Annotated in this window: 10 protein-coding genes and 1 pseudogene; 3 read left to right on the top strand and 8 right to left on the bottom strand. The window is 68.9% G+C overall.

Annotation, left to right across the window (positions count from 1 at the left end; genetic code table 11):
• Positions 1-173, top strand: a pseudogene (locus DQP57_RS27695) (HNH endonuclease signature motif containing protein); the annotation flags it as partial.
• Between the two features lie 21 nt (positions 174-194).
• Here DQP57_RS27695 and DQP57_RS25060 read toward each other — a convergent pair.
• The 8 genes from DQP57_RS25060 to uvrC form a co-directional block, all read right to left on the bottom strand.
• Positions 195-1595, bottom strand: a complete 1401-nt coding sequence (locus tag DQP57_RS25060) for a WS/DGAT/MGAT family O-acyltransferase (protein WP_112635418.1) — start codon at positions 1593-1595, stop codon at positions 195-197.
• A 96-nt stretch (positions 1596-1691) separates the two neighbouring features.
• Entirely contained in the window at positions 1692-2636 is a 945-nt protein-coding gene (locus DQP57_RS25055) for a PPE family protein (RefSeq protein WP_112635416.1), read from the bottom strand.
• Positions 2637-2755: 119 nt separating this feature from the next.
• On the bottom strand, positions 2756-3115 hold the full coding sequence (locus tag DQP57_RS25050) for a DUF732 domain-containing protein (protein ID WP_112635408.1): 360 nt from the start codon (positions 3113-3115) through the stop codon (positions 2756-2758).
• Positions 3116-3135: 20 nt separating this feature from the next.
• Positions 3136-4443, bottom strand: a complete 1308-nt coding sequence (locus DQP57_RS25045) for a PPE family protein, SVP subgroup (RefSeq protein ID WP_276310860.1) — start codon at positions 4441-4443, stop codon at positions 3136-3138.
• A 338-nt stretch (positions 4444-4781) separates the two neighbouring features.
• A complete protein-coding gene (gene whiA, locus DQP57_RS25040) occupies positions 4782-5759 on the bottom strand; it encodes a DNA-binding protein WhiA (RefSeq protein WP_112635412.1) in 978 nt (325 codons plus the stop codon).
• Positions 5756-6820, bottom strand: coding sequence for a uridine diphosphate-N-acetylglucosamine-binding protein YvcK (gene yvcK / locus DQP57_RS25035; RefSeq protein ID WP_112635414.1), 1065 nt, complete (start codon positions 6818-6820; stop codon positions 5756-5758). Before yvcK ends, whiA begins: the two co-directional genes overlap by 4 nt.
• A gap of 8 nt (positions 6821-6828) precedes the next feature.
• Positions 6829-7749, bottom strand: a complete 921-nt coding sequence (gene rapZ, locus DQP57_RS25030) for an RNase adapter RapZ (protein WP_112635406.1) — start codon at positions 7747-7749, stop codon at positions 6829-6831.
• A complete protein-coding gene (gene uvrC, locus DQP57_RS25025; protein ID WP_112635404.1) occupies positions 7746-9689 on the bottom strand; it encodes an excinuclease ABC subunit UvrC in 1944 nt (647 codons plus the stop codon). Before uvrC ends, rapZ begins: the two co-directional genes overlap by 4 nt.
• Positions 9690-9789: 100 nt before the next feature.
• On the opposite strand from uvrC, the gene DQP57_RS25020 reads away from it, so the two are divergent.
• Positions 9790-10971, top strand: a complete 1182-nt coding sequence (locus DQP57_RS25020) for a cupin domain-containing protein (protein WP_112635410.1) — start codon at positions 9790-9792, stop codon at positions 10969-10971.
• Between the two features lie 266 nt (positions 10972-11237).
• A partial coding sequence (locus tag DQP57_RS25015) for a PPE family protein (RefSeq protein ID WP_133259309.1) occupies positions 11238-12037 on the top strand: 800 nt, incomplete at its 3' end.

Below are 12037 nucleotides of genomic sequence, written 5' to 3'. Positions count from 1 at the left end.
CCTGCGGCCCCCATCACCGACTGCTCAAACCCGGCGGCTGGACCACCCGCAAAACCGCCCGCGGCGACACCCAATGGAAACCACCACCCGAACTCGACCGCGGACAGCCCCGCACCAACACCTTCCACCACCCCGAGAAACTGCTCCGCGATAAAGACGACGACGGCCCGTAGTCGCGAGATCGCCAGGGCGGCCTAGCTGGAGCTGCTCTCCCGCGCGGCGGCCTTCTCCAGGTCGGTCAACGCCGGCTCGATCCGATCGGCCATGTCGTCGATGTCGTTGGCCACCTCGGGCGTCGTCACGAAACCGAAGTCCAGGTAGTCCTGGTAGGAAAAGCAGGTGATGTTCAGCGCGACATCCATCACCGGCGGGCCCAGCGGCACCAGCGAATCCAGTTTGGCGCCAGCCATATACAACGGGAACGGCGGGCCGGGGACGTTGGAGACAACCAGGTTGATGGGGGCCAGGTTTCGCGACAGCCCGCTGGCCGTATACGCCCGCGCGGCCAACCCGAGCAACCCGGGCGGGGTGGTCTCGGTCAGCCCCATGATCTGATGCGCCGACAGCGCCTTGGCCATCAGCTTCGCGTCCTGGGTGCTTTCGTGAATGGCCCGCAGCCGCTCGCCCGGGTCTTCGACATCGGTGGCCAGCGAGACGGTCATCGAGCTGACCTTATTGCCGATGTCGTCCTTGTTCTCGTCAGTGCGGGTCGACACCGGGATCTGCGCGATCAATGGTTTGGCGGGCAGCTCACCGCGCTTCTGCAAGTAGTCGCGGACGGCGCCGGCCACCACCGCGAGCACCACGTCGTTGAGCTTGACGCCGTAGGCATCCTTGACGGCCTTCGCGCGGGCCAGCTCGATGCGAGACCCGGTGATGCGCCGATGCGGCGAAACCGGTGCGTTGAAGCGGGTTTTGGGCGCCTCGAAGTAGCGCGGGGGCCTGCTGCGCACCCCCAGGGTGGCGATCTGCTGGCGCACGGTCTGCTCCATCAGCCGCGCGATGCGGAACGGCGTCTTGACGCCCACGTTGATCAGCGCGCCCACGGCGCGTCGTTCCAGTCCCGGAAGCTGGAAGCCCACCAGTGAGCCGACCGTTTCCTGTTGCGGCGCACGGGGTTCCGGCGTGGTGTCCAGCAGGATTTCGCCCAGCCCGGCACCCGAGACCCCGTCGACGATGGCGTGGTGCATCTTGGTCAGGGTGGCGACCCGCCCGCCCTCGACGCCCTCGATCACCCACATCTCCCACAGCGGCCGGGAGCGGTCCAGCTTGTAGGACATCAGCCGCCCCACCAGCTCCTCGAGCTCGCGGCGACCGCCCGGCGCGGGTACCCCGATGCGGCGGACGTGGAAGTCGACGTCGAGCTCCTCGTCCTCGACGAACCACGGCCGGTCCAGTCCCAGCGGCGCGCCGGTTACCCGCCACCGCAACTGCGGTACCTCGGGCAGGCGATCGATCAGTAATTGACGGAGACGTTGAAAACTGTACTCGGAGCACTCCTTCGGGTCGCAGATCGCCAACGCCCCCACGTGCATGTGCCAGCCCGCGGTTTCTGCTGACCAAAACGCCGCATCGACACTCGACAGCCGCTTCATGACCTGACCGTAGCCCCCCAACCCCCGTCGCGACCAGCAATGGCAAACAAACTACCCGCCGGCTCGGCGCGGGCGACGTCCGCGTGCCCACCGGTCTCACTGGCTTCGATCTACGGGAGTCGCATGCGAACTGGGCGACACCGGGCCCGGCATCGATCGCGCCCACGCCCGTGGCACCGACAAGATCCCGACCGCAGCGCCGCCGCCGACGCTCACCCGAGGCGCCGCGTGAGTCGTTAGGCCAGGCGAGCACATGACCGCGGCCCTGCACAGCGCGGCGGCCTTGTTGAGGGAGCTCAGGTGCTTGAGCGCAGCGTCTCGAGGCGCCGACAGCGAACTCAACTTGGACAGCGGCGCGGTTGCCGGCGACAGGGACGCATCGAAGGTGGCCCGCGGCGACGAGGACAGCGCATCGAGCGCGTCGGAGATGGTCGAGATCACTTGCCGGCCAGTCGTTATCACCTCCGGTGCGACAGTCAGAGTCCAGCCGAGCGACGGTGGAGTGACCCCCGTGGGCTCGCGGGGGTGGGTGCAGGGCGGCGGGGAACTGAACGGTGCCAGGACGCCCGCCGACGCGCGGGCGTAGGCGTACATGGCGGCGGCGTCTTGCGCCCACATCCGTTCGTAGTCGGCTTCGGCCTCGGCGACCGCCGGACTGAGCTGGCCCAGACAGTTCGCCGCGGCCAGCGAGATCCGCCGCCGCCGGTTGGCATCGATCGCCTGGGGCGCCACCACCGCCGCACGCGCCAAACCGTAGGCGCCCGCGGCCGCCGTGGCCTGGATCGCCGTCTGCCGCGCCAGCGCCGCGGTAGCGTCGAGCCACGCCAGATACTGCGCGACGGCGTGGGTGAGCGCCGTTGTCGACGCGCTCGGTTCTCCTCCGTCCAGCTGGGCGATCACCGCCCGGTAGCTCAGCGCCGTGTCAGCGAGTTGGGCGCCCAGCACACCCCAGGCCCTGGCGGCGTCCATCATTGATCCGGCGCCGGGGCCCGAATGCATCCGCCCGGAATTGCTTTCCGGCGGAAGGGTCCCGAAATCCATCAACAATCCCAGCTCGACGGCGTGCGAATTGTGCTGCAACATGAGGCTTTTCTCTTCGGGAATGATGGATATGCGATGGTGGACCGCGGGTCCTGTTGCGGCGGTCTGGGTTTGATAAATTAGCCACCGCCTTTGGCGCCGGGTCCCCCGGCAGAGTCGAGTTGCCGCGGGCAGTACGCCTTGGCCGATATCGTCGCGAACTGGGCGGCGCCGTTGGTGGTCAGCGCGGGGTTGTTGTCTCGCAGGTCGTTGAGGAGTTGGAGACCGGAGACGCCGCGGGCGAGCAAGCCGCAGACCGCTTTTCCGGCGCTCACGGCTTGGCCGGGGTCCTGAAAGCTGATGCCCACCGTGTGGAGGTCAGCGATGAAGACCTCATTGTTGTCGTCGGCGGCCGCCTCGTCCTCGCCCGGGACGGCGTGCGCGGGTACGGCGGCGACGAGTCCCAGCACTACACCGACAAGCGCTAATTGCAGTTTCATGCATCCTCCTTCGAGGTGTCCTAACCCGGTTTCGATTCGGTGGATCCGGCCGCGATGTCCTCAGCGTCCGTCACGTGCACGGCGTGCACGCCGGGTGTTGTCCTGAGTCGGGCGACCAGGTCGTCGAGGCCGGCCTCGTCGATGTTCCAGTGCTGCACCTGGTCGGGCATCTCCTGCAGTTGGGCGATGATGCGGTCGAGCTTGACCGGCCCCTGCCGGCGCGCGCCGGCGATCGCGGGGGCCTGGACGCCCGTCGTGCTGACGACGCGTGACGCCGGCCCGCCCAGCGCGCCGCCCGCGAGACTGCCCAGGGTGGCCTCGTTGACGAGGCCGCCGGAGATATCCGCCGCGGCGGCCGCGGCGAGGCTGGTGACCGGTAGCGCGGTGGAGGCCAGCCGGATCGCCGGTGCGGCGGTCGCCCAGGCGGGCGGCACCGACATCTTTCCCACCGTCGGCGCCGCACCCAAGACGGCCGACACGGGTTTCACGGCGATGCTGGAGGCGACGTGGCCGGGCGACGTCAGACCGGCGCCGAGCGACGTTTTCGACATCGCGGCGCTCCACGGCGCATAGATGAAGAAGTTCTTCCACTGCGAAACACCAAGGCTGGTACTGGCATTGACGACGTTGGTCCACGTGGCCTGAGTGCCGATCTGGGAAATGCTGGAATACAGCGTCTCCCAGAACGGTGCTATCTCCGTGCTCCCCGTGGCGCCCCCGATCAGGTTCTGCCAGAACTGGGTGTACTGACCGGTGAGCGAGGTGATGTAGGCCTCGATCTCTTTCAGCCACGACGACAACGAGTCGGACGACGCCGTGGCCGCGGCGGCCGCCTGTGTCGCGGCTGCGGTGTCGTTGGTGGTGGCCGGGGCGTCCTCGAAGGGCGTCAACTCTCCGGCGGATGCCGACGCGGCGGCGTAACTGAACATGGCGGCGACGTCTTGGGCCCATATCTGGCCGTACTCGGCTTCGGTGGCCGCAATCGCCGCGCCGTTCTGTCCGAGACCGGCCGGATCCGCCGGCGCCGCCGCGCTGCGATGCCAGGGCGGTAAGTCGGCGCTTCGGCAAGCAAGCCGCCGATAAACGTCTCTACCTCGCGCGAATCGACAAGGCGACGCGATGAATGGGTGACGAAAATTGGGGAAGGCCGTCCTTCCGGGCCGCCATCCGTGGATAAAAATCTCGCCATCACAAATTGTGTCGGCCCTAGAAGTCTTTAGCCAGGACGCGGCGGCAGCACGACCATCCGAACGATGACCGTGGCCGACCCGATCCAGACATAGGCGCTGACACGGGTATTCGCGCACCACGCGGCCGATGCGGCCCATCACTCATATCGATCACCATGAAAATATGAATTTGCTATTCGCCGTCGGCCCGCTCGGCCGCAGGCGGTCCCGATGGCGCCGCGCACTTATGCCCGATATCCGGCGCTAAAAACACCATCGAAAGCGCCGACTCACCTGCAACATAGGTCAATCATGTAATTCATAGAATTCGGCGCTGCGCGACGAGGAAGGATGACTCGCGGCCGGGTGGCCGCTCACACGCGCGCACCGCGATCTCCGGCAGATCGAGCACCGCCAGCGTCGGTGCGGTGACCGGCGCGGCTTTGCCAGCGGCGGGTAGCGCTACGGCCCCCACCCGGAGCGCTTCGCCACCGGGGCTAGGCGTCCTCCAGCAGGTCCGGCGTCACCGCCGACTCGGTGTCGGGAATGCCCTCGACCTTGGCCTTGCGGTCGGCCATCGACAGCAGCCGCCGAATGCGGCCGGCCACAGCGTCTTTCGTCATCGGCGGGTCGGCGAGGCGGCCGAGCTCCTCCAGCGATGCCTGCCGGTGCTCGACGCGCAGCTTGCCTGCCGAAGCCAGGTGGTCGGGGACGGTGTCGCCCAGGATCTCCAGGGCCCGCTCCACTCGGGCCGCGGCCGCCACCGCCGCGCGCGCCGAGCGGCGCAGGTTGGCGTCGTCGAAGTTGGCGAGCCGGTTGGCCGTCGCGCGCACCTCGCGCCGCATCCGGCGTTCCTCCCAGATCAGCCGGGTGTCCTGGGCGCCCATCCGGGTCAGCAACGCGCCGATCGCCTCGCCGTCGCGCACCACCACGCGGTCGGCACCGCGCACCTCGCGGGCCTTCGCGCTGACACCGAGCCGTCGCGCGGCACCCACCAAGGCCAGCGCCGCCTCCGGACCGGGGCAACTGACCTCGAGGGCCGACGACCGTCCCGGCTCGGTCAGCGACCCGTGCGCCAGGAACGCTCCGCGCCACGCGGCCTCGGCGTCGCCGACGCTGCCGCCCACCACCTGGGCCGGCAGCCCGCGCACCGGGCGGCCGCGATTGTCGAGCAGACCGGTCTGGCGGGCCAGCGCCTCGCCGTCATTGGCGACCCGCAACACGTACCGGGTGCTCTTGCGAATTCCGCTGGCCGACAACACATGCACGACGGCGTTGTATCCGTAGAGTTCGAAAATGTCCTTGCGCAGCCGCCGGGCGACGTTGCCCAGGTCCACCTCGGCCTCGACCACGACGCGGCCGCCGACGATGTGCAGCCCGCCGGCGAACCTCAGCAGGGATGTGACCTCCGCCCGGCGCGCGCTGACCGATTTCACGATGAGGCGGCTCAGTTCGTCCTTGACTTCGGTCGTCATCGCCACGCGTCGTCACCCCTTGGTCCGCTGCCGCCCGGCTCACTCCCACCGGCTGGTGGGCTTGCACCGCCGACCCGAATATCCGCGGTGGCCGTGGCCGAAGACGCTCCCGGAGCCTTGTGGGCCGCCCGGACCCCGTCCAGGGCCGCCGCGAGCTTGCCTGGATCATGTAAAGGTGTACCAGGTCTGGCCACGTCGGCGAAGTGGACCTCGGCCGAAAGCAGTGTGGCGGTGCGGCGCAATTGCTCGCGTTCGCGCTCACTGGGCACCCGTTCGGCGTCGATGATGATGTCGTGCACGGTGAAATCCGGTGCATGCTGGGCCAGCACGTGCAGATGACGCTCGACGGAGAACCCGGCCGTCTCCCCCGGTTCGGCCACCAGGTTGAGCACCAGGGCGCGCCGCGCGGTGGTGGCGCGCAGCGCCGCCGCCAGGCCGGGCACCAGCACGTGCGGGATCACGCTGGTGAACCACGATCCGGGGCCGAGCACAATCAGATCGGCGGCCATGATGGCGTCGACGGCCTGCCGGGTCGCCGGCGGGTTGTCCGGCGACAGCCGCACGCGGCGCACCTTGCCGGGCGTCGTCGCGATCGCCACCTGGCCGCGGATCAGCCGGAACATTCGCGGGTCGCTTTCCAGACCGGAGACGTCGGCCTCGATCTGCAGCGCGATCGGGCACATCGGCAGCACCCTGCCCTTGACGCCGAGGATGCGCCCCAGCTCGTCGAGGGCGGCCACCGGGTCGGCCAGCACCTCGGATAGGCCGGCCAGCATCAGGTTGCCGATCGGATGCCCGGCCAGCGCCCCGCTGCCCCCGAACCGGTGCTGCAGGATCGTCGCCCACAGTCGCCCATGAGGGCTGTCAGATGCCAAGGCCGCCAACGCCATTCGCAAATCACCGGGCGGCACCACGTCCAGTTCGCTGCGCAGCCGGCCGGACGAACCGCCGTCGTCGGCGACGGTCACCACCGCGGTCACGTAGGGCGTGAGCCGGCGGGCCGCCGACAGCGTCGCGTACAGGCCGTGTCCACCGCCCATCGCGACGATGCCCCGGCTCATCGGCTCGGTCATTCGCGGCCCAGATCCCGGTGCAGCACCCGCACCGACAGTTGGGCTTCACCCGTGCGGGCCTTCAGCGACTGCACCAGCGCCTCGGCGATCGCGACGCTGCGATGCTTGCCGCCGGTGCAGCCGATGGCGACCGTCATGTAGCGCTTGCCCTCCCGGCGGTATCCGTCGACGACCAGAGATAGCAATCGATGGTAGGCGTCGAGGAACTCCGCCGCGCCCGGCTGGCTCAAGACGTAGTCGCGTACCGCGGGGTCCTGACCGGTGCGGGGCCGCAATTCGTCGACCCAATGGGGGTTTGGCAGGAACCGGACGTCCATCACCATGTCGGCGTCCATCGGCAGACCGTATTTGAATCCGAACGACTCGACCGTGATGCTGGTGGTCGCGGTGGCGGCGCCGCCGAACGCCCGCTCGATGGTTTCGCGCAAGCCGCGCACCGACAGCGTCGAGGTGTCGATGATCAAGTCGGCGGTGGCGCGCACCGAAGCCAGCATGCGGCGCTCGGCGGCGATGCCTTCGGCCAGGGTCTGATCGCCCTGCAGCGGATGGCTGCGGCGATTCTGCTCGTAGCGGCGCACCAGCATGTCGTCGGATGCTTCCATGAACACCACGCGCGGCGCGATGTTCCGGGTGGCCAGCTCGGTGCGCACCGAGTCCAGGTCACCGGTGAAGCCGCGCGAGCGCACGTCCATGACCACGGCGAGCTGGGTGATCCGCGAGCCGGCGGCCAGACCGAAATCGACCATCCGGGTGATCAGCTGCGGGGGCAGGTTGTCGGCCACATACCAGCCGAGGTCCTCGAGCACCTTGGCCGCGGTACCCCGCCCGGCCCCGGATAACCCGGTCACCAGCACGACGTCGATCCCGGCCGGGGCGTCCACCGAGGGTCCGCCCGCGAACTCCCCCGGGCCCGTCACGGGGCCGCCTCGGACTGATCGGGGCGTAGCGCCTCCAGGACGGCGGTGGCGGTGGCCACACCGATGCCGGGAACGGCGGTGATCTGGTCGACGGTGGCCTCCTTGAGGCGGGCTATCGATCCGAAATGGCTTACCAACGCCTTTCGGCGATGTTCTCCCAATCCTGGCACCGAATCCAGCACCGATGCCGTCATTCGCTTAGATCGCTTGCTGCGATGGTAGGCGATCGCGAACCGATGCGCCTCGTCACGCACGCGCTGCAGCAGATAAAGCCCCTCGCTGTTGCGCGGCATGATGACGGGGTCGGGCTCCGAGGGCACCCACACCTCTTCCAGCCGTTTGGCCAGGCCGATCACCGCGACGTCGGTGATGCCGAGTTCGTCGAGCACCGCGCTGGCCGCGTTGACCTGCGGGGCCCCGCCGTCGACGACGTACAGGTTCGGGGGGTAGGCGAAACGGCGCGACTTCCCTTCCGCGGAAAGCATATTCGGGTCGTTTTGCTCACTGAGGTGCCGGGCGAAGCGGCGGCGGGTCACCTCGGCGATGGAGGCGACGTCGTCGGAGCGCCCCTGCCCGGCGGCTTCCCGGATCGCGAAGTGCCGGTAGTCCGATTTGCGCGGCAGCCCGTCCTCGAACACCACCAGCGAGCCCACCACGTCGGTGCCCTGGACATGGCTGATGTCCACACATTCGATGCGCAGCGGCGCATCGGACAGGCCGAGGGCCTCCTGGATGTTCTGCAGCGCAGCGGATCTGGCGTTGAAGTCGCCGGCACGCCGCAACTTGTGTTGCTGCAGCGCATCTTTCGCGTTGCGCTGCACGGTTTCGGCCAGCGCGCGTTTGTCGCCGCGCTGCGGCACCCGCAGCGCCACCCGCGACCCGCGCAGGCCGGACAGCCAGCTGGTCAGCTCGTCGGCGTTGGACGGCAGGCACGGCACCAGCACCTCGCGCGGCACCGGATTCACCGATTCGTCTGCGGCGCCGCCCAATTCGGCCTGCTCGCCGTAGAACTGGGTCAGGAACTGTTCGACCAGCTGTTCCTCACCGGAATCGCCGGGGTCGGCGGACTTTTCGACGATCCAGCCGCGCTGACCGCGGACCCGGCCGCCGCGCACGTGGAACACCTGCACCGCCGCCTCGAGGTCGTCGTCGGCGAACGCCACCACGTCGGCGTCGGTGCCATCGCCGAGGACGACGGCCTGCTTTTCCATTGCCCTCTTCACCGCGCCCAGGTCGTCACGCAGCCGGGCGGCCCGCTCGAAATCGAGCCGCTCGGCCGCGGCGTTCATCTGCTGTTCCAGCTCCCGGGCGAACCGGTCGGTCTTACCGGACAGGAAGTCGCAGAAGTCGTCCACGATCTGGCGATGCTGCTCCGCGCTGACCCTGCCGATGCACGGCGCCGAGCACTTGTCGATGTAGCCGAGCAGGCACGGACGGTCGATCTGCTTGTGCCGCTTGAACACTCCCGCCGAACAGGTCCGCGCCGGAAACACCCGGGTGAGCAGGTCCAGCGTCTCCCGAATGGCCCACGCGTGCGAGTACGGCCCGAAGTAGCGCACCCCCTTGCGGCGGGGGCCGCGGTAGACCATGAGCCGGGGGAACTCCTCGTTGAGGGTCACCGCCAGCACCGGATAGGTCTTGTCGTCGCGATAGCGGACGTTGAACCGCGGGTCGAACTCCTTGATCCAGTTGTATTCGAGTTGCAACGCCTCGACTTCGGTGTTGACCACCGTCCACTCGACCTTGGCCGCGGTGGTCACCATCTGCCGGGTACGCGGGTGCAGGCTGGCGATGTCGGCGAAGTAGGACGTCAGCCGGCTGCGCAGGCTCTTGGCCTTGCCGACGTAGATGACTCGCCCGTACGGATCCCGGAATCGGTAGACGCCGGGCTCGACCGGGATGGACCCGGGCGCGGGGCGGTAGGTGACGGGATCGGGCACAGATCCAGGCTAGTAGCCACCCGCGCGGCGCCGAGAAAGGCGGGGCGCGTGCGGGTGCCGGTTTACTGTGGTGCATACCCGTCGCCGCAATGTTTGGGGGATTACCGTCGAGTCCTCGCTAGCCTGGGTGCTGCAGCCCCTCGGTGTCGACGCCTTCCTCGACGAGATCTGGGCGAGCAGACACCACCACATTCAGCGACGCCGGCCGGGCTACTTCGACCGCCTGCTGCCCGGGCCGACGGCCGTTGACGCGCTCCTCGATCATGTGCAGCCAGAACCGTCGGCCGTGCGGCTGGTGAAGGGCGGCCAGGACAGGGATCCGGCGACCTATCGCCGCGCCGACGGCGGCCTGGACCCGGTCGCGGCACGCGACGGTCTGGCCGAGGGTTACACCATCGTCGTCAACGGGCTCGAGCGGTACCTGCGCACGATCGCCGCGTTGTCGCACTCGATCGAGGTCGAGCTGAACTACCCGACGCGCGTCAACGCCTACGTCACGCCGCCGGAATCGACCGGCTTCGTCCCGCACTACGACCCGCACGACGTGCTCGTCCTGCAAATCGAGGGATCCAAGACGTGGCATCTGTCCGACGCCGCCGCGGTGGCGCCGCACGAGATCCAGCGACGCAAGGGGGTCGGGGCCGACGGGCTCACGTCGTCGACCGACGTGTGCCTCGGTCCCGGCGACGTGCTGTATCTGCCGCGCGGCCAAATACATTCGGCCGAAACGCGGTCCGAGCGGTCCGTCCATCTGACGATCGGGCTGCACGCCCCCACCGTGCTGACGCTGCTCACGCACGCACTGCACGCGCTCAGCCTGCGCGACCCCCGTCTGCACGCCCGCTTGTCGCCGCGGCACCTGGACGATGCGACCGCCCGCGCGGGACTGGGCGAGCACGTGCGCGACGCCGTGGCGGCCATCGACGATCCCGAGATCATCAACGCAGGCCTCGACGCGATGGCCGACGTTCTGGTGCGGCGCGGCCGGTGCCCTCCGGTGGGGCGGGTCAGCGACACCGTCGGGATCGACGGCCAGACGCTGGTGACCAAGCACGCACCCCTTTATTCGAAGGTGGCGCACCTCGACGACCGCGTCGTCCTGCAGTTCGCTGCGCTGTCGGTGAGCGCCGGCGCCGACCATGCGGCCGCGATGCGGTTCCTCGTCGACAGCACTCAGCCCTTTCGGGTCGGTGATCTGCCCGGGCTGAACGCGGCCCAGCAGTTGGGGCTGGCGCAGACGCTGATCCTCAACGGCTTCCTGGTCCGGCTGTCCAAAGGCTGACAGTTAGCTTCGCATCTCCGGTGAAACCGGCAGATTCTATCCGCATCTGCGGTTGTTCTCCGCATAAGATCCCGGTGTATGCGGGTCGCCGTTATCGCGTCCGGTGTCCGCATCGCGAAGACACGCTGAAAGCCACGAGGAGAACCGGGACAAGGCGTCTCCCGCGGGGCCGACCGGGCCGTCGCCCGCCGGCCGCGGCGGGACCGCCGACCGGTTCGGCGGGAGGAGCGCACCATGGCGGCACGGGCACACCCGGACGGCCGGCGATGACCATGCCGATCTGGGCCGCCTTCCCTCCGGAAGTGCATTCGGCCGCGCTGTCCAGCGGCCCCGGTCCGGGATCCTTGCTGGCCGCCGAGCAGGCATGGCAGGCACTGAGCGCCGAATACGATTCGGCGGCACAGGAACTCGGCGACTTGCTGACGGCCGTGCAGGCCGGCACGTGGCAGGGCCCCAGCGCGGAGGCGTTCGTGGCCGCCCACGTGCCCTATCTGGCATGGCTTCTGCAGAACAGCGCCAACAGCACCGCGGCCGCCTTGGAAGCCGACACCGTGGCCGCGGCCTACACCGCCGCTTTGTCGGCCATGCCGACGCTGGAAGAGCTGGAGGCAAACCACGCGGCGTTCGCGCAATTGGTGGCGACGAATTTCCTCGGGGTGAACACGATTCCGATCGCGCTCAACGAAATGGACTACCTGCGGATGTGGTTGCAGGCGGCCACCACCATGGCGATCTACGAGGCGGTGTCGCAAACCGCGATGACGTGGGCGCCGCCCACGTCCCCGCCGCCGCCGATCCAGCTGGCCAACCCGCCCAACCAGGATGCGGGCGGCGGGGCCGATCAGCTGAGCTGGTGGGTGACTCGCGTGCAGGAAGTCGCCCAGGAACTCGACGCGGACCTGAGCCAGTCCGGAAGCTCCAACCCGTCGTCGATCCTCAACAGCCTGATGACCGACCCGCTGCTGGCCGCCAAGGTTCCGCACTGGGCGGGCGAGGCGCTCTACACGTTCCTGCCGCAGGTGCCGCAGCTGACGCAGCTCTCGGTGGGCCTCATCGTCCCCTTTCT

It is taken from the genome of Mycobacterium colombiense, from assembly GCF_003284935.1.
Lineage (GTDB): Bacteria > Actinomycetota > Actinomycetes > Mycobacteriales > Mycobacteriaceae > Mycobacterium > Mycobacterium arosiense_A.
The sequence above is the reverse complement of the archived record's forward strand: the minus strand, read 5'-3'. Positions and strand labels throughout refer to the sequence as shown.

Bases quoted from the DNA above. Each gene is read 5' to 3' on its own strand.
- yvcK (WP_112635414.1), bottom strand. From the start codon at position 6,820: ATGAGCCGGGGCATCGTCGCGATGGGCGGTGGACACGGCCTGTACGCG.
- DQP57_RS25055 (WP_112635416.1), bottom strand. From the start codon at position 2,636: ATGGATTTCGGGACCCTTCCGCCGGAAAGCAATTCCGGGCGGATGCAT.
- DQP57_RS25045 (WP_276310860.1), bottom strand. From the start codon at position 4,443: ATGGGCCGCATCGGCCGCGTGGTGCGCGAATACCCGTGTCAGCGCCTA.
- DQP57_RS25050 (WP_112635408.1), bottom strand. From the start codon at position 3,115: ATGAAACTGCAATTAGCGCTTGTCGGTGTAGTGCTGGGACTCGTCGCC.
- whiA (WP_112635412.1), bottom strand. From the start codon at position 5,759: ATGACGACCGAAGTCAAGGACGAACTGAGCCGCCTCATCGTGAAATCG.
- DQP57_RS25060 (WP_112635418.1), bottom strand. From the start codon at position 1,595: ATGAAGCGGCTGTCGAGTGTCGATGCGGCGTTTTGGTCAGCAGAAACC.